Annotated in this window: 19 protein-coding genes and 1 pseudogene; 13 read left to right on the top strand and 7 right to left on the bottom strand. The window is 70.0% G+C overall.

Features of this window, described 5'->3' with window-relative positions; all coding sequences use genetic code 11:
- Window positions 1-22 precede the first annotated feature (22 nt).
- Entirely contained in the window at window positions 23-172 is a 150-nt protein-coding gene (locus AB0903_RS18400; RefSeq protein WP_366703957.1) for a hypothetical protein, read from the bottom strand.
- A gap of 457 nt (window positions 173-629) precedes the next feature.
- Between AB0903_RS18400 and AB0903_RS18395 the strand changes: the two genes are divergently transcribed.
- The 11 genes from AB0903_RS18395 (at window position 630) to AB0903_RS18345 (ending at window position 15286) form a co-directional block, all read left to right on the top strand.
- Window positions 630-1937, top strand: a complete 1308-nt coding sequence (locus AB0903_RS18395; protein WP_366703955.1) for a hydroxyacid-oxoacid transhydrogenase — start codon at window positions 630-632, stop codon at window positions 1935-1937.
- 55 nt (window positions 1938-1992) lie between these two features.
- Window positions 1993-3450: an aldehyde dehydrogenase family protein gene (locus tag AB0903_RS18390; protein ID WP_366703953.1), complete on the top strand. Its 1458-nt coding sequence runs from the start codon at window positions 1993-1995 to the stop codon at window positions 3448-3450.
- A 197-nt stretch (window positions 3451-3647) separates the two neighbouring features.
- On the top strand, window positions 3648-4037 hold the full coding sequence (locus AB0903_RS18385) for a LuxR C-terminal-related transcriptional regulator (protein WP_366703951.1): 390 nt from the start codon (window positions 3648-3650) through the stop codon (window positions 4035-4037).
- 104 nt (window positions 4038-4141) lie between these two features.
- Entirely contained in the window at window positions 4142-5116 is a 975-nt protein-coding gene (locus AB0903_RS18380; RefSeq protein ID WP_366703950.1) for a helix-turn-helix domain-containing protein, read from the top strand.
- Window positions 5117-5152: 36 nt separating this feature from the next.
- Window positions 5153-6202, top strand: a complete 1050-nt coding sequence (locus AB0903_RS18375) for an aspartate-semialdehyde dehydrogenase (RefSeq protein ID WP_366703948.1) — start codon at window positions 5153-5155, stop codon at window positions 6200-6202.
- Window positions 6199-7398 carry a hypothetical protein gene (locus AB0903_RS18370; RefSeq protein ID WP_366703946.1) on the top strand — a complete coding sequence of 400 codons (1200 nt, stop codon included), beginning with the start codon at window positions 6199-6201 and terminating at the stop codon, window positions 7396-7398. Before AB0903_RS18375 ends, AB0903_RS18370 begins: the two co-directional genes overlap by 4 nt.
- A gap of 510 nt (window positions 7399-7908) precedes the next feature.
- Complete coding sequence (locus AB0903_RS18365; RefSeq protein ID WP_366703944.1) at window positions 7909-9252, top strand: DUF4192 domain-containing protein; 1344 nt, start codon at window positions 7909-7911, stop codon at window positions 9250-9252.
- 232 nt (window positions 9253-9484) lie between these two features.
- Window positions 9485-10249: an NUDIX domain-containing protein gene (locus AB0903_RS18360; protein ID WP_366703942.1), complete on the top strand. Its 765-nt coding sequence runs from the start codon at window positions 9485-9487 to the stop codon at window positions 10247-10249.
- 147 nt (window positions 10250-10396) lie between these two features.
- A complete protein-coding gene (locus tag AB0903_RS18355; protein ID WP_366703940.1) occupies window positions 10397-12322 on the top strand; it encodes an ATP-binding cassette domain-containing protein in 1926 nt (641 codons plus the stop codon).
- Between the two features lie 106 nt (window positions 12323-12428).
- Window positions 12429-13370, top strand: coding sequence for a FadR/GntR family transcriptional regulator (locus tag AB0903_RS18350; RefSeq protein ID WP_366703938.1), 942 nt, complete (start codon window positions 12429-12431; stop codon window positions 13368-13370).
- Window positions 13371-13729: 359 nt separating this feature from the next.
- A complete protein-coding gene (locus tag AB0903_RS18345; RefSeq protein ID WP_366703936.1) occupies window positions 13730-15286 on the top strand; it encodes an RNA polymerase sigma factor in 1557 nt (518 codons plus the stop codon).
- Window positions 15287-15907: 621 nt separating this feature from the next.
- Here AB0903_RS18345 and AB0903_RS18340 read toward each other — a convergent pair.
- The 5 genes and pseudogenes from AB0903_RS18340 to AB0903_RS18320 all read right to left on the bottom strand — a co-directional run.
- A pseudogene (locus tag AB0903_RS18340) lies at window positions 15908-16111 on the bottom strand (helix-turn-helix transcriptional regulator); the annotation flags it as partial.
- Window positions 16112-16123: 12 nt separating this feature from the next.
- Window positions 16124-16651, bottom strand: coding sequence for a DUF6879 family protein (locus AB0903_RS18335; RefSeq protein ID WP_366703934.1), 528 nt, complete (start codon window positions 16649-16651; stop codon window positions 16124-16126).
- A 21-nt stretch (window positions 16652-16672) separates the two neighbouring features.
- On the bottom strand, window positions 16673-16861 hold the full coding sequence (locus AB0903_RS18330) for a hypothetical protein (protein WP_366703932.1): 189 nt from the start codon (window positions 16859-16861) through the stop codon (window positions 16673-16675).
- 219 nt (window positions 16862-17080) lie between these two features.
- Complete coding sequence (locus AB0903_RS18325) at window positions 17081-17239, bottom strand: hypothetical protein (protein ID WP_366703930.1); 159 nt, start codon at window positions 17237-17239, stop codon at window positions 17081-17083.
- Complete coding sequence (locus tag AB0903_RS18320) at window positions 17224-17418, bottom strand: hypothetical protein (protein ID WP_366703928.1); 195 nt, start codon at window positions 17416-17418, stop codon at window positions 17224-17226. The genes AB0903_RS18325 and AB0903_RS18320 overlap by 16 nt, the downstream gene beginning before the upstream one ends.
- Window positions 17419-17877: 459 nt before the next feature.
- Between AB0903_RS18320 and AB0903_RS18315 the strand changes: the two genes are divergently transcribed.
- Window positions 17878-18711, top strand: a complete 834-nt coding sequence (locus AB0903_RS18315; protein ID WP_366703926.1) for a serine protease — start codon at window positions 17878-17880, stop codon at window positions 18709-18711.
- A gap of 131 nt (window positions 18712-18842) precedes the next feature.
- On the opposite strand, the gene AB0903_RS18310 is transcribed toward AB0903_RS18315, so the two are convergent.
- Window positions 18843-19073, bottom strand: coding sequence for a hypothetical protein (locus AB0903_RS18310; RefSeq protein WP_100109587.1), 231 nt, complete (start codon window positions 19071-19073; stop codon window positions 18843-18845).
- 433 nt (window positions 19074-19506) lie between these two features.
- On the opposite strand from AB0903_RS18310, the gene AB0903_RS18305 reads away from it, so the two are divergent.
- Entirely contained in the window at window positions 19507-21624 is a 2118-nt protein-coding gene (locus AB0903_RS18305; RefSeq protein WP_366703924.1) for a DNA topoisomerase IV subunit B, read from the top strand.
- The last annotated feature ends 292 nt before the right edge of the window (window positions 21625-21916 follow it).

Here is a 21916-nt window from a genome sequence, read left to right as displayed (position 1 = left end):
GCGGAGTGGTCGGCCCCGGCTCTCATCGACCCGGGCCGACCACTTTGCGAGCGAACGCGCCGTCGAGCACGACCTGGTCGAGATCGCTCTCGCGCGACTTCCCGGGCAGGTCGGGCGCACCATCGGCGAGCGAGCGGATCACGGTGGTGGCGGGCGCGGGGGCGGTGCCCACTGAGCCTCATCGTCCTGACCGGCCGAAGATCGCCCGACAGCTCGGGACGAAAGGCGCACACTGCAACGAGCACCCCGTCCCTGGCGAAATTCGTTCACGACGCTGATACACCGCGCATCCCCCGGACGACGCAAACCTCCCATCACCTGCGGCAACTGCGGGACCCGCCTCGCCCGCCATGCGGTAATACCCGGCCAATCCAGCCATTGCGTCCCGGTCCTATGGCGGGACCGAAACCACCTGACTAGCGTGGCTCTCATCCGGTCGTGCCATAGGGCCAAAGTCCTATGGCGTGGCCGAAGCCGAATGGCTAGTGTGGCCCTCACTCAGTCGAATTACGCCTGCACGGCGACATTCTTTCGCCGAGTTGCCGAGTCGCCTGACCATGCGTCGTCAGATCGCCATACTTTTCTCGGTCGGATTTCCCATTTCAGTGAATGAAGGCGGGGGCGGACCTGTGGAGCCGTGCGGGTGGGACGGAAACGCGCCGGAGCGGGAGCGAATAATCAGTTGGCAGGCTCCACCGCTCAAATTCGGTGTCGGCGCCACCAGGGAGATCGGCCACGAACTACGCAAGGCCGGTATCACGTCGGTGCTGTTGGTGACCGACCCCGTCCTGGCCGGTCTCGGTCTGCCCGCCCGTGTCGCCAAGTGGATCGAGCAGGAGGGGATCTCCGTCGCGTTGTTCGACCGGGCCCGGGTGGAACCCACCGACGAGAGCTGTGCCGAGGCGGCTCGTGAACTGGAGTCCCTCCACGTCGACGGCTACGTCGGTCTCGGCGGCGGCAGTTCGATCGACACCGCCAAGATGCTGAACCTGCTGCTCAGCCACCCCGGCCGCCCGGTACGCGACTACCTGAACGTGCCCATCGGCGCCGGAGCCCCGATTCCGGGCCCGCTCAAGCCGCTGGTGGCGGTCCCCACCACGGCCGGCAGCGGAAGCGAGTGCACCGCCATGGTCGCCCTGGGTGTCACGGGCCTGAACGTGAAGACGGGGATCAGTGACCTGCGGCTGCTGCCCTCCCTGGCGCTGGTCGACCCGGCGAACACCCTGACACTGCCCCCGGCGGTCACCGCCTCTTCGGGCTACGACGTCCTGACGCACGCCTGCGAGTCGTACACGGCACGCGCCTACGACCGGCGCCCTCCGTACCCCACGCCCGGGGACCGGCCGCTGTACATCGGTGCCAACCCGATCAGCGACGTGTGGGCGGAGCAGGCGCTGGAACTGGTGGGCCGCTACCTCAGGCGGGCCGTGCTCAACCCCGGCGATCTGGAAGCCCGTACGGGGATGAGCCGGGCGGCGAGCTTCGCGGGGATGGGATTCGGCAACGCCGGAACCCACATTCCGCACGCCTGCGCCTATCCCGTCGCCGGGCTGGTTCGCGACTACCGACCGGACGGATACGAAGTCGACCATGCCATGGTGCCGCACGGAGCCGCGGTCGTCTCCACCGCGGCGGCGGCCTTCGAGTTCACCTACCCGACGTCTCCCGAACGTCATCTGCGTGCCGCCGCGCTGCTCGGGGCGAATCTCAACGGCGTGACGGAGGCCAATGGTTCGGACGTGCTTCCGGCCACGTTGCTGAGCATCGTGGCGGACACCGGAGGGCCGACCGGGCTGCGGGACTTCGGCTATTCCGCGAAGGATCTTCCCGAACTCGTCGAAGGCGCGCTCAAACAGCAGCGGCTGCTGGTGTGTTGCCCGCGTGATGTCACCTCACGCGACCTCCGGAGAATCATCGCCGGTTCGATGGCCGACTGACACCGAAGCAGTGCGGCCCCTCTCCCTCCACCGCGCCGAGGAACTGGATGCATCCGTGAGTGAAGCAGTAATACCGGAGTACGCGGCTGTCATCGCGGGGAAGAAGGTTCCCACCACGCGGTGGATCAACGTCCTCGACCCGTCGAACGCCCGCCCTCTCGCACGGGTCGCGCGCTGTGGCCCGGCCGAGATCCAGGCGGCCGTGGAGTCGGCCAGGCACACGTACGAGAGGGTCTGGCGGTTCACGACATCGGTGGAGCGCTCCCACGTCTGCCATCGCATCGCCGACGCCCTGCGCGCCGAGCGCGAGGAGCTGGCCAGACTGGAGACACTCGATACCGGCAAGCCGCTCAGTCAGTCGCTGGTCGACGCCGACGTCGCCGCCCGATACTTCGAGTTCTACGCCAACGCCGTCGAGGCGCTCGGCGGTGAAACGATACAACAGCAGCCGGGCCGGCTTGCTTTCACCCTGCGCGAACCCTACGGCGTGTGCGGGCACATCATCCCCTGGAACTACCCCCTGCAGATCGCCGCCAGGACCGTGGCACCCGCCCTCGCGGCCGGAAACTGCTGTGTCCTCAAACCGGCCGAGGACGCGCCGTTGACCTCACTCCGGCTGGCCGACATCGTTGAGGAAGCGGGACTGCCGACGGGAGCCCTGAACGTCGTGCCGGGCTACGGAAGGGAAGCGGGCGCCGCGCTCGCCGCGCATCCCGACGTGGACCGCCTCGCCTTCACCGGTTCGCGGGAGGTCGGCGAGGCGGTGATGACCGCGGCGGCGCGGAACATCGTGCCGGTCACCCTGGAGCTCGGTGGGAAGTCGCCGCACCTCGTGCTTCCCGACTTCGACGCCGCGCGGGCGGTGCCCCAGATCGTGGAGTCGATCACCGAGCACGCGGGGCAGAACTGCTCGGCCGGCAGCCGGCTGCTCGTGCACCGATCGGTCCACGACGAGTTGGTGGACGCACTTGCTGAAAGGTTTCGCTCCCTGCGCCTCGGCCCGGGGATCGACGATCCCGACATGGGTCCGCTCATCTCCGCGAAACAGCGCGACAGGGTGCTCGGCTACCTGACCGAGGGGCGACGGGACGCCGTGGTCCGCGTCGGCGGTGGTGTACCCGAAGGGAAGGCGTACGCCGAGGGCTTCTTTGTGGAGCCCACCATTCTTGACCAAGTGAACGCAGAACACCGCGTGTTCAACGAGGAGGTATTCGGTCCGGTTCTCTGCGTGTCCAGCTTCGACTCGCTGGAGGAAGCGGTCGAACTCGCGGAGCACACCACGTACGGTCTGGCTGCCGGAATCTGGACGTCCGACGTGACCCGCGCCCACTGGCTCGCCCAGCGGCTGCGGGCGGGGCAAGTGTTCGTGAACAACTACAGCGCGGCCGGGGGAGTCGAACTGCCGTTCAGTGGCTACCGGCGCTCGGGAATAGGAGTGGAGAAGGGGCTGGTGGCGCTGCGTGAATATACGCGGTGCAAGACGGTGGCGATCCACGCTCAGCTTCCGTCCTGACCCGTTGCGTCGACTCACTCCTACAGCTCCAGACCCTACGACAAGAGCGGTTCGTTCAATTCACATCGCTGGAGGGATTTCATCTGATGTCGCCTGTTGCGCGGGGATCGGTCGTGGAGTTGAGGGGACAACGGTGCTGTCGTTCATGTGGGGCGCCCACGCAGCGCGTGGCCGCCTTGGCGGAAGTCGTTGCCAGGGTGCACAAGGCGCTGGGCGAGGCGCAGCTCGCTCTCGAAGCCCAGGAGCGGTTGATCGAAGAGTTACGGGCTGACACCGGTGCCAGGCGGGAGGCCGCAGCCGGCGCGCCCGTCTCCGAGGAAGCGCTCGCGGCCCGGGAAGCACTTGCCCTGCTGACGGCCCGCGAACGCCAGATTCTGGTGCTCATCTCCCAGGGCAATTCGAATCGGCGCGTGGCAAAGGCGCTCGGCATATCCGAGAAGACAGTGAAGAACCATTTGTCCGCGATTTTCCTGAAGGTTGGCGCATCCGATCGCACCCAAGCCGTGGTAATGGGCATCCGTAGCGGAATCGTCTCCATTGACGAGCCGTTCAATGATGCGTCTCCGCCGATGAGTGCCGGTGAGTGACTCCCAACCGCTTCAAGGCCCATGCCGTAAGTATGAGGGCTGATCCGGCCATGGAACAGCGGGGGGACTGTCAGAACACCACGCATTACTGCCACATTGGTCCCATGCTGAAGAACGTAGCCGCGGTCCTGCTCGAAAACGTCCACCCGTTCGAGCTGGGTGTCGTATGCGAAGTGTTCGGGATCGACCGCAGGGAGGAGGGGCTGCCCGCGTACGACTTCGCGCTCGTCGCCGCGGAATCCTCGTCCGTACGGGCAGTGCCCGGATTCACCATCAGCACGCCCTACGGGCTGGACCGGCTGGAGGCCGCCGATCTCATCGCCATCCCGGTGGGAGACGACTTCCACACCCGGGACTTCCCGCCCGCCCTTCTGGAAGCCCTGCGCCAGGCGGTGGCCCGCGGTGCCAGGGTGGTCAGCGTCTGCGTCGGCGCCTTCGTCCTGGGCGCCGCGGGGCTGCTCGACGGACGGCGCTGCACCACACACTGGCGGTACGCCGACTCACTCGCCGAGCGCTACCCCAAGGCCCAGGTCGAGCCGGGCGTGCTCTACGTCGACGAGGACCCGATCCTCACCTCGGCCGGCACCTCCGCGGGGATCGACGCCTGCCTCCACCTGGTGCGCAAACTCCAAGGCAGCGACGTGGCCAACGCCATCGCCCGGCGCATGGTGGTGCCCCCGCACCGGGAGGGCGGCCAGGCCCAGTACATCGAACGGCCGGTGGCGCACTACGGGGAGGACGGCATCCGCGAGGTGCTGGCCTGGGCCGAGCAGCACCTGGACCAGGAGATCAGCGTCGAGCAGCTGTCGGCGCGGGCTTGTATGTCGCCGCGTACCTTCGCCCGCCGCTTCCGGATGGAGACCGGGACCACCCCCTACCGCTGGCTGCTGGCCCAGCGGGTGCTGAGCGCTCAGCGGCTGCTGGAGAACACCGACGAGACGATGGAGGTGGTAGCGGCGCGTACGGGATTCGCCAACGCGGCCGCCCTGCGGTACCAGTTCGTGCGCTTCCTCAACACCACCCCCAACGCGTACCGGCGCGCCTTCCGGGGCCGGTTACCCGAGACCACCAGGCACTGAGCCCCTGCGCGGGGGCAACAGAAGGGAGAAGTGGGAATGCTACGCATCGCGGTAGTGGGCGCCACCGGAGCGGTGGGCCGGGAGTGCCTGGCCCTGCTGGACGGCGGGATCGTGCCCGTGGAACAGGTGGTGCCCGTCGGATCGGCGCGCAGCGTCGGCCGGGACCTGGGCACCGAACTGGCGCTGTCCATGCCCGTGGCGGAACTGATCACCCTCGAAGATCTGGACCCCGGAGGTCTGGATGTCGCCATCTTCTCCGCGGGTGCGGAGGTCAGCGGCCGGGAAGCGGAGCGGCTGGCCTCAGGCGGGGTGTTGGTCGTCGACAACAGTTCCGCCTTCCGGATGCGACCGGACGTCCCGCTTGTGGTGCCGCAGGTCAACCCTGGGGCTCTCGACGCACGGCCGGGCTCCAACCTCGTGGCCAATCCCAACTGCTCGACCATCCAACTGGTCCGAGCCCTGCACCCGTTGCACGAACTGGCGGGTCTGGAAAGCGTCGTGGTGGCGACCTATCAAGCGGCCTCCGGCGGTGGCGTGCGCGGCTTGCGGGAACTGGCGGAGGGCTCCAGGGCCATCCTGGACGATCCCGGTGCGCAGGAAGCCCGCGGCGGGCGCTTCGGGCAGCCCCTGCCCTTCAACCTCGTTCCCGAGATAGGGCTGCAGGACGACACCGGGCTTACGCACGAGGAGCGCAAACTCGTCCGAGAGCCACGCAAGATCCTCGGCCTGCCCGAGCTGCGGGTGAGCGCCACCGCGGTTCGGGTGCCGGTCTTCGACTGCCACTCCGAGGCCGCGCACGTCCGGCTACGCGCGCCGGTCACGACCGCGTCCGTCGAGGCGGCCCTGGCCGCGGCACCCGGCCTACGGGTCTACCGCCGGTCGGAAAGCCCCTCCTACCCCATGCCCCGTACCGTCTTCGCCCGGCCCGAGGACCGGGCCCTGGTCCACGTCGGCCGCATACGCGTCGAGCCGGAGGACGACAGGGCGGTGGCGCTCTGGGTGGTCGCCGACAACCTGTGGGTGGGGGCCGCGCTGAACGCGTTGCAGATCGTGGAGCTCGCCACGAAGAACGGATGGCTCGGATGACGGTTCGCCGCACGTCCCACAGCCGTCCGGCGGTGCTGAAGTTCGGTGGCTCCGCCTTCGCCGACCTCGACGGTTACCACCGGGTGGCCCGGTACGTGCTGCGCCGCGGCACCGAGGAGCAGCGCCCGCTGGTCGTGGTGGTGAGCGCGATGTCCGGCACCACGGGCAGGCTCCAGCAGACCCTGGGCGCCCTGTCCGCCGACCCGCCCGCTGACGCCGCCGCAATGCTCCTGACCACCGGCGAGACCGTGAGCGTCGCCCTGCTCGCGGCCGCACTCGACGCCGCGGGGGTGCCCGCGTGCCCTCTCCCGGCGGCGGGCACCGGACTCCTCGCCGAGGGGCCCGCCGACCGGGCGAGACTGGCCTCCGTCAGTCCGCAGGCGCTGTCCAAGGCTCTCACCGACTTCCCGATCGCCGTGGTTCCGGGCGGCCAGGCGGTCGACCCGGCCGGGCGGATCGTCATGCTGGGCCGCAACAGCTCGGACCTCTCGGCGGCGGCGTCGGCCGCCACGCTGGGCGCGGAGACGTGTGAACTCTTCTCAGACGTGCCCGGGGTGTGCACTGCCGACCCCTACCTGGTGCCGGAAGCCCGCACCCTTTCCCGCATCAGCTACGAGGGCGTGCGCCGGATGTCCCGTCACGGCGCGAAGGTCGTCCACGAGGGCGCCGTCGAGTGGGCGGAGCGCGGAGGGGTGCGGCTGCTGTGCCGGCCCTTTCCCTGGAGCGAGGGCCCGAAGGGCGGGACCGCGGTGGGGACAGGCCCGGAGGCGGCCGCGGTCGTCGTGCACAAGGACAGCGAGGTGTGGTGCTTCCGGTCCGGCCGGGAACGCCGGGCGGTGGCAGGACTGCTGCGGGCCGAGGGCCTCGGGGGCACCGAGTTCGACACCGCGAGCGAGGCATGCCTCACGGTGCGGACCGGAGCGCGGGGTGCGGCCCGGCACCTGCGGACCGCGCGCCGCCTCGACGACCTGTGCCTGGTCACCACCCTGCGCGAGGACGGCACGGCCGAACACACCCTGGTGCCGCGCTCCGACGCCGCGGCCGAGGCCCGCCGACGCCACGCGCTGCTGTACCCGGACCCCACGGGCACTCCGGGAGCGGCCGCCCCCCTGCCGGCCAAGGCCCGTTCCCCGCACAGCGACGTCCTGATCAGCTTGGGCCCGGTACCTGGCCCCGAGAACAAGCCGCCGGACTGATCCGGACCGGGCGGGGCCGACCGGCGCCCCGCCCGCCGGCGGGTAGGGACCGGCGGAAACAGCCCGTGGCCGGGATGGTCCTCACGGACGAGGCGCCGGTGTGGACCGAACCGTCGACGACACCGCCCGGCCGGCCCGCTCCATGACACCAACCTCGGGCGGGCGCGCACCTCCTGGACGGAGGGAGCCGGCTGGGCAAGTCGGCGCCGCCGTGCCCCTGCTCGCCGCTTCGAGAGCGTGCCGGGGCACGTTGGTCGCTGTCTCCCCTGTCTCCCCGTCGTCTCCCCTGTCTCCCGTCGTCTCTCGTTGTCCCCCGCTCGGGCTCGGCCGGGGAACCGACGAGCCGCGGGGCACGATCCGCCGCGGAAGTGCTGAGCTCCGCGCGGTCTGTGCCGGTCCTGCCTCCATGCAACCCGGTGGCACCGACAAACCGCGAGCGAGCCGACGAGCCTGTGGACAAAGTTGTCCACAGGGGTCGCGCGGTCCGGATCTTCGCGGGACCGTCGTCGCATGAACAAGCACCACGACCTCACCGGCACCGACCAGCAGATCACCCTCCGCGGCCCGGCCGAACTGGCCGACGCCCTTCCATACATGATGGGGTTCCACCCGACCGATTCCATCGTCCTCGTCGCCCTGCACGGCAGCAGCGGACGCTTCGGCGGACGACTGCGGCTCGGCATCCCACCCTCGCCGGGGGAATGGGGCCCCGTCGCCGCGCAGCTCGCCGATTGTCTGATCCAGGGCTGTCGGCGCCGCGGGGCGGGCCCCGACGGCGTCGTGGCCTTCCTCTGCCGGGAACCGGCGGAGGGGGAGAGCGGGCAGCAGGTGATGGAACGGCTGCGCCCGCTGGCCCAGCGACTGCGCACCGCCTGCGGCAGCCTCGACGTGCCGGTGTACGAGGCGCTGTGCATCTCGGACGGCCGACTCTGGAGCTACTGCTGTCCCGACGCCCGCTGCTGTCCGCCCGACGGCACGCCCCTCGCCCTGCCGGGCACGTCGGTGATGGCCGCCGCGGCCGCGTACGCGGGAATCAGGGTGCGAGGCAGCCTGCGCGACATGGAGCAGCGGTACGCCGCGCCGGCTGCCCCGGAAGCACAGGACCAGGTCCACGCGTTCGATGCGGCAGGTGCGGCGATCACCTCGAGGATCCTCGACGTCCGGGGCCGGCAGGAGGTCGCCGAAGAGACCGTGACACTCGCCCGCCGTCTGCTGGAGCGGATGGCGGACACTCCTCGTGGCGACGACGATTCTGGCGCCGACGCGGCGGACGACCGGCTCGTCTCGGCGGACGAGGCCGCGGCGGTGATCCTCGGCCTCCAGGACCGGGAGACCAGGGACCGGGCGGCGCAGTGGATGGAGGGGGCGGAAGCCGCTCCGGCGCTCCGCGTCTGGCGGGTCCTTTCGCGGCGATGCGTGCCCCCGTACACGGAGCACGCCGCAGCGCCCCTCACCCTCGCCGGCTGGGTGTCGTGGTCCCTGGGGGACGAGCCCGGCGCTCGGGTCGCTCTGGGGCTGGCCCTGCAGGCCGATCCCGAGTACGTGTTCGCACGCCTGCTGCATCAGGCGTGCAACGAGGGGCTGGATCCGGAGGCCGTGCGCCATTGCCTGCGACAGGCACGCGACGCCCCGCCGCAGGTGCCGCCCGCAACGTCCGAGGACGCCCGCACACGGGCCCGCCGGCGTCGCCCCAAGCTCCTCAGGGCGTCCACCGCCAAGCCGGAGGGGTCGGGGTCCCGGGCCAGGAGAGGCCGTCCCACTCCCGGCCGACCAGGCAACGGCACAACCGCCGCCCGGGCCCGCGGGCGTGCCGTGCGGCGTGCCGCACAGCGCGGCACCAGAAGCGGGCGGTGACGGCGTGCCGGTGGGGAGGCCGCGACCGGAGCGGCGTGCCGGTCATGGAGGCCGCGGCGGGCGAGCCGTTCCCGATGGGGGTCAGCCGGTCGGCTCTGGACGAGCAGCTGCGGAGCGGCGCAGGTTGGGGGCGTGAGCCGACGGCGTCGGGCAGCCGCAACCGGGTGAGTAATCCAGCCGTGCAGGTGGGAAAGGGTGTCTTTATCGTCAGGCAGACGACTATGATCGCGGCATGTCGCCCTACGACCCGTCGGCCTTTCCGCCCTTCGCCGTCACTGTCGATCTGGTCGTGCTCACCGTGCGTCGGCACGCGCTCTGCGCTCTGGTCGTGCGCCGCGGTGAGCCGCCCTTCCAGGGCAGGTGGGCGTTGCCCGGCGGCTTCGTCAGGGGCGACGAGGACCTGGCGGCGGCAGCGGCGCGCGAACTGTCGGAGGAGACGGGGCTGTGCGCGCACGACCCGGCCTCCCCGGGCGCGGCAAACGGCGCCCACCTGGAACAGCTCGCCACCTACGGCGACCCCGAGCGCGATCCCCGTATGCGTGTGGTGAGCGTCGCGCATCTCGTGCTCGCTCCGGACCTGCCTGCGCCCCGCGCGGGCGGCGACGCGAACAGTGCGCGCTGGGCACCGGTCGAGGAGCTCCTCGACCGTGACAGCGGGTTCGCGCATGAGGAGGAACGGTCGGCGCCACTCGCCTTCGATCACGCGCTGATCCTGGCGGACGGTGTGGAGCGCGCCCGTTCCAAGATCGAGTACTCCTCGCTGGCCACTGCCTTCTGCCCGCCGGAGTTCACCGTGGGGGAGTTGCGGCGGGTGTATGAGGCGGTGTGGGGCGTTGCCCTGGACCCTCGTAACTTCCACCGCAAGGTGACCGGCACGCCGGGCTTCCTGGTTCCGGCAGGGGGTACGACCACCCGGCAGGGCGGCCGCCCCGCGCAGCTCTTCCGGGCCGGTGGCGCCACGCTGCTGAACCCGCCGATGCTGCGGCCCGAAGTCTGAGTCGCGCGGAGGCCGGTGCATCAGTCGTGTTCTGACACCCTGGGCGGCTGCCCATGCGTAAGAAGTCTGAAATGTCGCGTTATCTTGCTGCGGTACCCGTGCTGCCGCTGAGCGGTCTCACCTTCCGCGAGAGAGGCGAGAGAAGCGATGCTCCAGGCCGTCGGACTGACCAGTACCCGCCGCGGGGAGTGTCGGCCCGCCGTCGACGATCTCACCTTCGAGGCCCGGCCGGGCCTCGTCACGGTGCTGCTCGGCGCGCCCGGCGCCGGGAAGACGACAGCCCTGAAGCTCATCCTCGGTCTCGAGACCGGTCGGGGGGTCACGTACTTTCGCGGCAACCCGCTGCATCGCATCGCCAACCCCGCGTGCGAGGTGGGCGTACTGCTCGGTGACGTGCCGGGGCACCCCGCCAGGACGGCCCGCAGCCAACTGCGGATGCTGAGCGCGGCCGTCGGCGTGCCGGCCTCCCGCGCCGACGAACTGCTTGACGTCGTGGGCCTCGGCGGCCTCGCGCAGGAGCAGATGGGGAGGCTGTCGCTCGGCATGGACCGCCGGCTCGGGCTTGCGTCCGCTCTGCTGGGGGACCCGCAGACGCTCATCCTCGACGACCCCTTCCGCGGGCTGTCCCCCCGCGACAGGAGCTGGCTGTTCGCGCTGCTGCGGACGCACGCCGCCGACGGTGGAACGGTCCTGTGCACGATGCGTGACCCCAAGGAGGCCGCAAGGATCGCCGATCGCGTCGTCGCGCTCCACGAGGGCCGTCTCCTGGCGGACCAGGAGGCCGCCGACTTCTCGCGGACCCGGCTCCGCCCCCGCGTCGCCGTCCGCACTCCGCACGCCGCCCGGCTCGCCGCCGTCCTGGTGCGCGAGGCCAGGGCCGCGCGGCGGTCGGTGGAGGTGGTCGCCGAGAACGGTGGCGTGCTCGCGGTTTTCGGCAGCAGTTGCGCCGAGGTCGGCGAGGCGGCCTTCCGGCACGGAGTACTCGTCCACCGCCTCACGGACGAGGTCGGCGACCCGGGCCCCGTCTCCACGCCCGACCCGGGTCCCGCCCCCGCCCCCGCCCCGGGCCCCGTCTCCACACCCGCAGCGAGTTCGCCCTCCACCGCTGACCAAGTCGCCGCCACGGCCCCCGTCCCTGGCACCCCCGACGCGCGGTTGCCCGTCCCCGGCGTGCGAGCGTCCACTCCCGGCGCCGAGCCCGCCACCCCCGGCGTGCGAGCGTCCACCCCCGGTGTGCGAGCGTCCACCCTCCGCGCCCGGACCTCCGCCTCCATCGCGCTTCCGAAGCCCGTTCGTCCGGTGCGCAGCCCCCGATGGCCCGTGCGCTACGAGACCCGCCGCCTGCTCGGCGTACGCACGGCACCGCTGATCGCCCTCGCCGTGGTCGCCGCCTCCCTCGCCCTCTGCGTGCTGATGGCCCGGACAGGAGGCGCCTTGCATCCCCGGGCCGTCGTCGCGTGGCCCGACTACCTGCCGCTGCCTCCGGCGGCGTTCGGAGCCGGACTGATCGGGGCGCTCGCCTTCGGTGAGGAATTCCGCTATCCCGCCCTCGCCGCCGCGCGGGGGGCGGTGCCACGCCGACTCGGCCTGCTCCTGGCCAAGCTCGGAGTGACCGCGGTGGCGGCCCTGGCCCTGGCCGGTCTCGTGACCGCCGCCGACTTCCAGGTGCTGCGCCTCGTGTACGGGCCGGACTTGACGGTGGTGCCCGTCAATTGGCCCGCCGCGGCAGCGGGTTGGGCCGGTCTTTGCGTCGGCTGTGCCTGGTCCGGCCTGCTGGCAGCCGGAGTCTTCCGAGTCACGGCGGCAGGAGTGGCCGCGGTGCTCGCCGCACCGGTTCTGGTGGCGCCGCTCGCGCACAAGGTGATCGTCGTACCGGCGGCCCGCTCGGTCACCGGACTTCCCGGCAGGCTGCGCGAACTGGCCTGGCTCGAGTTTCCTCAGCAGGTGGACCGCTGGCTGATCACGGCGGGGCGGCTGCTCGCCCAGCCCGTGGGGGCCGCGATCGTGCTGTCGCTGACGGCGTTGATCTGCGCGTACGTGTTCACCGGTCTGCGCCGTAGGGCCTTTTGGTGACCAAGTGGCGACCATCTGTTCGTGAACTGCCCGCAGTGAGTCGGCGTATGCCTGTTTCCTTACGATATTTCGTCAATTGCGGGGCGAGCGCCGATCACCCTTTCGTGTGCTTTTCACCAAAGACCTCAAGGGGCTCGGAAGCAGAGCCGACAAAGGATGCGTGAGTACCCTTGCGCACACCATGATGACCGCCGCCCGCCCTACCGAGAACGGCCTTGCCGGACCGGGCGAACTCGACCGCTACGGCTACGGCGGGTCGCCCGTGGCCGACCGCGTCGGGCCTCCCGCGTGGGACGGCTCCGACACGGAGTTGGGCCGGGCGGGCCGCCGCACGGCCGGCAGCCGCGGCCGCGGCCTGCACGGACAACTCGTCCAGCAGCTCGGCCAGATGATCGTCTCCGGCGACCTCGGGGCCGACCGCCCGCTCGTACCCGAGGAGATCGGCCAGCGTTTCGAGGTCTCCCGCACCGTGGTGCGGGAGTCGCTCCGGGTGCTCGAGGCCAAGGGGCTGGTCAGCGCCCGGCCCAACGTCGGCACCCGCGTCCGCCCCGTCAGTGACTGGAACCTGCTCGACCCCGACATCATCGAGTGGCGTGCCTACGGCCCGCAGCGCGAGGACCAGCGCCGGGAGCTGGGTGAGCTGCGCTGGACGATCGAGCCGCTGGCCGCCCGGCTCGCAGCCGGGCACGGGCGTGAGGACGTCCAGCAGCGTCTCGGTGACATGGTCGAGATCATGGGCCACTCCCTGGCTCAGGGTGACATCCTCACGTTCTCGCGCGCCGACGCCGAATTCCACTCCCTGCTGATCCAGCTCGCGAGCAACCGCATGCTGGAGCATCTGTCGGGAATCGTTTCAGCCGCGCTCCAGGTGTCCGGTGGGCCGGTCGCCGGCTGTGACCGGCCCACCGAGGCGTCGCTGTCGCATCACGCCCGTATCGCCGACGCCCTCTCCTCCGGCGACGGGCACGCCGCGGAATCGGCCATGCGTCAGCTGCTCACGGTTCACCCGGAAGTGGAGCGAGTGGTCCCCGCGCCGCGTGAGCACTGACAGCGGCGGCGGTCGGGGATGGAGAGGCGTCCGGGTCATGTGTCACCGGATTCCGAGAGGGTGCGTCGCCGGATTCCGAGGGATCCGGCGACGTGTCATGCCCTAAAAAATCGGCTTCGACCGTTCTGTAGCTTTTGGGGTGTGACTGGGGCCACGTGGATTGGGCGTAACACTCCTCGAACCTGCGCGATGACCTAAGAGGTGACAGCCGAGGAGGGAATACAGCCGCCGTACACGGCGCTGTGACAGCTCCTGGGTTCCGCCCGCGCCACCGGCACATCCGCAGCCCGGTGGTCGTCGGCTTCGGCCCGATCATGGGCGGGGCCGGAAGCCGTTTCCATCGTTCCGAGAGGTTGTTCGTGTCGGCCAGCACATCCCGTACGCTCCCGCCGGAGATCGCCGAGTCCGAGTCTGTGATGGCGCTCATCGAGCGGGGAAAGGCTGATGGGCAGATCGCCGGCGATGACGTGCGTCGGGCCTTCGAGGCTGACCAGATTCCGCCAACCCAGTGGAAGAATGTTCTGCGCAGCCTCAACCAGATCCTCGAGGAAGAGGGTGTGACGCTGATGGTCAGTGCAGCGGAGTCGCCGAAGCGCGCCCGCAAGAGCGTCGCTGCGAAGAGCCCGGCCAAGCGCACCGCCACCAAGACCGTCGCGGCCAAGGCCGCCACGGCGAAGACCGTCGAGGCCACCACGGCCCCGGCGGCCGAGACCGCCGAGGTCCCGGCCGACGAGTCCTCGGAGACCGCGCCTGCCAAGAAGGCGGCCGCCAAGAAGACGACGGCCAAGAAGGCGACGGTGAAGAAGACCGCCGCCAAGAAGACGGCGGCCAAGAAGACCGCCGCCAAGAAGGACACCGACGAGGCGGCCGAGGGCGAGGAGCTGCTGGACGAGGTCCAGCCCGGCGCCAAGGGTGACGAGGAAGAGCCCGAGGGCGAGAGCAAGGGCTTCGTCCTCTCCGACGACGACGAGGACGACGCGCCCGCGCAGCAGGTCGCCGTCGCGGGTGCCACCGCCGACCCGGTCAAGGACTACCTGAAGCAGATCGGCAAGGTCCCGCTGCTCAACGCCGAGCAGGAGGTCGAGCTCGCCAAGCGCATCGAGGCGGGCCTGTTCGCCGAGGACAAGCTGGCGAACTCCGACAAGCTGGCGCCGAAGCTCAAGCGCGAGCTGGAGATCATCGCCGAGGACGGCCGCCGCGCCAAGAACCACCTGCTGGAGGCCAACCTCCGCCTGGTCGTCTCGCTCGCCAAGCGCTACACCGGCCGCGGCATGCTCTTCCTGGACCTGATCCAGGAGGGCAACCTCGGTCTGATCCGCGCCGTCGAGAAGTTCGACTACACCAAGGGCTACAAGTTCTCCACGTACGCCACCTGGTGGATTCGTCAGGCGATCACTCGCGCCATGGCCGACCAGGCCCGCACCATCCGTATCCCGGTGCACATGGTCGAGGTCATCAACAAGCTCGCCCGTGTCCAGCGGCAGATGCTCCAGGACCTGGGCCGCGAGCCCACCCCGGAGGAACTGGCCAAGGAACTCGACATGACCCCGGAGAAGGTCATCGAGGTCCAGAAGTACGGCCGCGAGCCCATTTCGCTGCACACGCCGCTCGGCGAGGACGGTGACAGCGAGTTCGGTGACCTGATCGAGGACTCCGAGGCGGTCGTCCCGGCGGACGCCGTGAGCTTCACCCTCCTCCAGGAGCAGCTTCACTCGGTGCTCGACACCCTGTCCGAGCGTGAGGCCGGCGTGGTCTCCATGCGCTTCGGGCTCACCGACGGCCAGCCCAAGACCCTGGACGAGATCGGCAAGGTCTACGGCGTGACGCGCGAGCGCATCCGCCAGATCGAGTCGAAGACGATGTCCAAGCTGCGCCACCCGTCGCGTTCGCAGGTTCTGCGCGACTACCTCGACTAGTCGAAAACGCTGATCAAGACCCTGGCCTGCGCTTATGGCGTAGGCCAGGGCCTTTGTCGTCGGGTACAGCCATCCCGGTCAAGGTGTCGACACACGGAACGTAAGGTCTGTCGGCATGAACATTCACGGACATAGCGGCATATCTCGATTCAATGGTCGCTGCACCTGCCAGCCGAGCGGAAGAGCGCCCAGACGCTCAAGACGTACGGCGACGGAGTGCGCGCGTTCATCCGGTGGGCCGCGCGGAGGCCGCCGGTATGGAGGACTTCCACCACGTTCTGCGCCACACGGCGGCCGGTAGGTGGCTCCCTGCGGGCGGCTCCGAGAGTGGCTTGACGGCCGTGGCGGGGAGCCGCCGGGGCCTGATCGACCGCTGTACCAGGGCGACCAGCCAGTGCCGGGCGGCCGACGAAGCGCGGAAACTGTCCCTCGGCGACTGTGGAGCCTGTCGGCGGCCCCCTCGTACGGGGTGCTCCCCGAGAGAGGGCCGCCCGTGACTCCGGAGCAACGCCGTACGAAAGCCCGTGCCGCCGCCTATGCGGTAAGCCACCCCGGGCTGCGCCGTTGCCGGGAATGCCGCGCGAAAGCTACTCAAGGGTCGAATTGAGGGCCCTGGCGGGGTCCACAGGCCCGGCACCAGGCCCGGATGTCGGCGTCCGAGGGGGCCGTCCTGGCGCGCGCGATGCGGGAGGCTTTCGACTTGTGCCAGCCGCACTGGAGGGCCAGTTCATGCCCGGTGAGCCCGGCATCCCGCCGCATGTCGTCCAGACGGGCGGCGATGGCCGCGCGGGCAGCCTGGGCGGTGGAGAGTGGAGACGTGGGCATGAACTGGGCTTTTCAGATGGCGTACTTGTCGTGCGGCGTGGCCAGGTCCCAGACGGCCTCGAAGGCGTCGGAGCACAGGCCGGCTGTCGCCTGATCTTCGGTCTGGTCGGTGTGGACCCAACGCCCGTCACCGTCGGACACGTTGAACTGGACGACCTCCCCGTCGAACAGCCAGAAGTCGGTCCCCGGCAGAGCGAGACCGGACGCCAACCTGCGCGGCAGCCATCGGACCTCCTCGCCCGCTGCGATGTTGGTGAAGGTGAACGAGTGCTCGTAGCGGATGTACTCGCTGGGCGGCTCCCCCATGATGCGGGCCCGGCGCACCCGCACCCCCTTGGCGGTGACTTCCTGTACGAGGTCAAGCCAGGGCCGCCACCACGACTCCCGGTCGTCCGGGTCGAGCCGGTGGCCCTGCCGCCACGCCGCGAAGCGTTCGTCCTCGTTCGGGACGGCGTACACGTCGCGCATCTCCAGATGAACGGCGGACCGCTCAACCGACCGGATCAGGTCGGTAAAGCTCCTCAGACTCTGCGCCGTCAAGTGCCTCCCTCAGCAGCGGAATCATGCGCTGCGGCAGCCGTACCAGCTCTCGTGAGCCGGAAGCGGACTGTCCTGGACGGTCCGGGCGGTCGTGTCGGCGTCGGCCGCCACGCCCTGAATGACGAGTTCCTTCGTCTCCTCGTCCACCCATACCGCCGGGCAGCCGTGATCTCCGGACTCAGGGTCTTTCCCGACGAACCGTAGACGCATAGCCCCTCCTCAAGTCGAGCCGGGTTGCAGTCGGTTGCACGCAGCCTCACGGCGTCCAGTCCGGGCGTCAAGGCTGTTCCGGCTGGGCCTGCCGGAACGGGTGTGGGGCAGTGTGCGCCCGATGGTGACCCACAGCGGGAAGCCGTACGTGCACCTGGGCATGGCGCGCGCCGACGCCGCCGAGCGGATTGCTCAGGCGATCGGGGACGCCGACCCCGATCAGACTTTGAGGGTGTAGCTCTTCGCGGCCTTGTCGATCCGATCGGCCGGAGCGCGAAGGACGATCGCGCCCACTTCGCTCCAGTCCTTGACGGGGCGCTTGAGGTCAGCCCCCAGACTGGAGTGCTTCTCCACCTGCCCCCTCAACTGCTCCAACACCGCGCGGTGGTGGTTGAGCTTTTCGCGTTCAACATCGGCTTCCGACGCAGACGCCAGGTGTAGGTGTCGCTCCCCGGGGCCTGCCACTTCAGTGACGGCAGGATGCCGGGCATCGCGGCCAGGTCGTCGTAGTCCATCCGGGCAATGGACGCGGAGAGGTCGAGTGTCATGGTGATCACGCTCTCGGTTGGCTTTCCTCACCGACGCTACGCCCCGCACCCCTTCTGATCAGGGGATTTGCCGCAAACCTTGCGGGTAGCTTGTGCCCCGCGCAAGGGCCGTCCGGACTTGCGCGGCCGGGGCCGGATCGTGGCCCGTCGGACGCCCGGCGCTGCCCAGGTCTGACCGTCCGGCGCGACCGGGAGGAGAAGGAGACGCAGGGCAGAGCGCTCGACGCTGACCGGTGTTTTCGCAGGTGGCCACACCGCTCAGTGGCCCATACTGCGCGACTGCCTCGACTGACGCGACTACGCCGACCAGTCCGCACCCGGTCGGGGCAGAGGGGTCGGCTCGAAAGTCGGCGACAAAGGTCCGGATCCCCCTGGGGGCCGGGCTCTTCGCCGTGTTCCGGGGGTGCGCGGGGCGGCCGATTGGCGGACTCTGAGTTGAACCGGATGCACGCAGAGTCAGGAGACCATATGCGTCGGCCCACTGCCCGAGCCCTGGCCGGGGTGCCGGCCCTGATCGCAGCAGCAGTCGTGACACCGCTGGCCGCGCCCGTTCCCGCCGCCGCGGACAGCGTGGTCATCGGCGGGTACGAGGTACGTACCGAGGACACCCCCTGGGTCGTCGCACTGGCCAGCCGTGACCGGTTCGGCCCAGCGCGCGGCGGGCAGTTCTGCGGCGGCGTGGTCGTGGGGCCGACCACGGTGATGACGGCCGCCCACTGTCTGAGCACGGCCGTACTGGGCAAGGACGCCGCCTCCGTGCGCGACCTGCAGATCATCGCGGGCCGGTCGGAACTCACGGGCGCCGGCGGGGAGGAGGTCCCGGTACGGAAGACGTGGGTCACGCCCGAGTACGACCCGTTGACCAACAGCGCCGACATGGCGCTGCTGACCCTGGCGAAGGCCCTGCCCGCGGATCATGTGCTACCCGTGGCCGGCGCGGGAGACATGGCGTACGAGCCCGGCACGGTCGCTACGGTCTACGGCTGGGGCGACACGAGTGGTGACGGCAGTTACGCCTCGTCCCTCCGGGCGGCGCGGGTTTCCGTACTGCCGGACGAGACGTGCGCGAGCGCGTATCCCGGCGGGCGGGGCAGCAGGTACCAGCCGTCCACGATGCTGTGCGCCGGAGACCCGCGGGGCGGGCACGACGCGTGCCAGGGGGACAGTGGCGGCCCGCTGGTCGCCGGAGGGCGGCTGATCGGCCTCGTCTCCTGGGGCAGCGGCTGCGGGCGCCCCGACGGGCCGGGGGTCTACACGAGGGTGGCCGCGGTGGCTCCGCCCCCGGCTGAGGCGGCCGACTGACGGTCGCACTGGTCGGTATCGGGGGACAGGGAGGGTGACGGAACGAGAGCGGGCGGCTTCCCCCGGTGTGCGGGGGGAGCCGCCCGTCGGCCGGTCCTGGACCGGCTCATGGCTCGTCGGGATGTGAGGCGTCAGTGGTCCTCTTCACCGGCGCCGGCCGGCACGGCCGTCAGGCGGTCCGTCTCATCCTGTATTTCCGCGGCGATCTTCTTGAGTTCCGGCTCGAACTTGCGCCCATGGTGGGCACAGAAGAGCAGCTCACCACCACTGATCAGTACGACGCGCAGATACGCCTGGGCGCCGCACCGGTCGCAGCGGTCAGCGGCCGTCAGCGGGCTCGCGGGGGTCAGAACAGTAGTCACGTCGCCTCTTCTCTAGCTCGACGAGCTGTCGTACCAGGGTCAACATCCAACCAGCCCGAAAACGTTCCCGCTCGTGGCTTTTCCTCGAAACTTTTTCCCGAGGTGGCTGTCTGCTGCCGGTTGGCGGCGAATGAACCGTATTGCTTCGCTCTACGGATTTCGCGTTGCTTGTCTCGTTTGGCCCTCCCGGCTGGGTTGCCGGTTGTTGATGAGGACGTGCCCGGAGCCTAAATGGTTCATGCCTGGAAGGGAACGTGATGTGCACGTCACCTCTTCGAGGGATCGAACACGCTTGCGACTCTGGACTAGCATGGGTTTTCACATGGGTGGCGTTACAACGGCTCTACCTGGCCTCTGTACGCTCTGACCCGGTGACCAACGCCGGGCCTTTACCCCACGGGCCACTTTCCAAATTCAGCGAGGAGCGAACCGCGTGACCGCCGAAACGTCCGTGCCGTCCAGTGCGCTGCTGACCGCAGACCGTGACGGTTCCAACTACACCGCGCGGCACCTGCTCGTACTCGAGGGGCTCGAGGCGGTTCGCAAGCGCCCCGGCATGTACATCGGGTCGACCGACAGCCGGGGCCTGATGCACTGCCTCTGGGAGATCATCGACAACTCGGTCGACGAGGCCCTCGGCGGGTACTGCGACCACATCGAGGTCCTCCTCCACGAAGACGGCTCCGTGGAGGTCCGCGACAACGGCCGCGGCATTCCCGTCGACGTCGAGCCGAAGACCGGCCTCTCCGGTGTCGAGGTCGTCATGACCAAGCTGCACGCCGGCGGCAAGTTCGGCGGCGGCTCGTACGCCGCCTCCGGCGGTCTGCACGGCGTGGGCGCCTCCGTGGTGAACGCCCTGTCGGCCCGGCTGGACGTCGAGGTCGACCGCAACAGCTCCACGCACGCCATCAGCTTCCGCCGCGGCGTCCCCGGGATCTTCACCGAGTCGGGCCCCGACGCCCCCTTCGACCCCGCCAACGGGCTGCGCAAGATCAAGCGCGTACCGAAGGCCCGCACCGGCACCCGTGTGCGGTACTGGGCGGACCGCCAGATCTTCCTCAAGGACGCCAGGCTCTCCCTGGACCACCTGCACCAGCGCGCCCGCCAGACGGCCTTCCTGGTACCCGGCCTCACCATCGTCGTACGGGACGAGCGCGGCCTCGAGGGCGAGGGCAAGAGCGAGGAGACGTTCCGCTTCGACGGTGGTATCAGCGAGTTCTGCGAGTACCTGGCCCAGGACAAGGCCGTCTGCGACGTGGTGCGGCTCAGCGGCCAGGGCACGTTCAAGGAGACCGTCCCCGTGCTCGACGACCGCGGTCACATGACCCCGACCGAGGTCACCCGCGAGCTCGGCGTCGACATCGCACTGCGCTGGGGCACCGGGTACGACACGACGCTCAAGTCCTTCGTCAACATCATCGCCACCCCCAAGGGCGGCACCCACGTGACCGGTTTCGAACGCTCCGTGACGAAGACGATGAACGAGGTGCTGCGCTCCGCCAAAATGCTGCGCGTCGCCGAGGACGACATCGTCAAGGACGACGCCCTGGAGGGCCTCACCGCCGTCGTCACCGTCCGCCTGGCCGAGCCGCAGTTCGAGGGCCAGACCAAGGAGGTCCTGGGCACCTCGGCGGCCAACAGGATCGTCGCGGCCGTCGTGGCCAAGGAGCTCAAGGCGTTCCTGACGTCCACCAAGCGGGATGCCAAGGCCCAGGCCCGCGCGGTGCTGGAGAAGGCCGTCGCGGCCGCCCGTACCCGCATCGCGGCCCGCCAGCACAAGGAGGCGCAGCGGCGCAAGACGGCCCTGGAGTCCTCCTCGCTGCCCGCCAAGCTCGCCGACTGCCGCAGTGACGACGTGGAGCGCAGCGAGCTGTTCATCGTCGAGGGGGACTCGGCACTCGGTACGGCCAAGCTGGCGCGCAACAGCGAGTTCCAGGCGCTGCTGCCGATCCGGGGCAAGATCCTCAACGTCCAGAAGGCGTCCGTCTCGGACATGCTGAAGAACGCCGAGTGCGGCGCGATCATCCAGGTCATAGGAGCCGGCTCGGGCCGGACGTTCGACATCGACGCCGCCCGGTACGGGAAGATCGTCCTGCTGGTCGACGCCGATGTCGACGGTGCCCACATCCGGATCCTGCTGCTCACGCTCTTCCAGCGCTACATGCGGCCCATGGTGGAGGCCGGCCGGGTGTTCGCGGCCGTGCCGCCGCTGCACCGGATCGAGCTGATCCAGCCCAAGAAGGGCCAGGACAAGTACGTCTACACGTACTCGGACAACGAGCTGCGGCAGACCCTGCTGGAGTTCCAGCGCAAGGGGGTCCGCTTCAAGGACTCGATCCAGCGCTACAAGGGTCTCGGAGAGATGGACGCCGACCAGTTGGCCGAGACCACGATGGATCCGCGCCACCGCACGCTGCGCCGGATCAACATCGGGGACCTCGAGGCCGCCGAGCAGGTCTTCGACCTGCTCATGGGCAACGAGGTCGCGCCCCGCAAGGAGTTCATCACCAGCTCGGCGGCCACTTTGGACCGCTCGCGCATCGACGCCTGACGGCGGGGGCCGCCGGGCCCCGTCCACCGGGGGCGGAGCGACGGCCCCACTCCCGGTCCGATCCCCGGCGCCGCGCCCCCCGTGGCACCGGCCGGGACCGGGAGGCGGGCGGGCCCGGTGGCCACTCGGGGGCGCTCTCCCGTGCCGGTGTCGCACGGGAGCGGACGGCACTTTGCATCGCCCTGCTTTCTCAGTGACCGGGCCGGGTGCCCGGTACGCCTGTCGGCAGGGGCTTGCGCAGCCTCCTGGGAGGAACATCACCTGATGGGGTGAAGACCTCAAGAGAAGAGTC

The sequence above is a fragment of the Streptomyces sp. NPDC048389 genome (genome assembly GCF_040706335.1).
Taxonomy (GTDB): Bacteria; Actinomycetota; Actinomycetes; order Streptomycetales; family Streptomycetaceae; genus Streptomyces.
The sequence above is the reverse complement of the archived record's forward strand: the minus strand, read 5'-3'. Positions and strand labels throughout refer to the sequence as shown.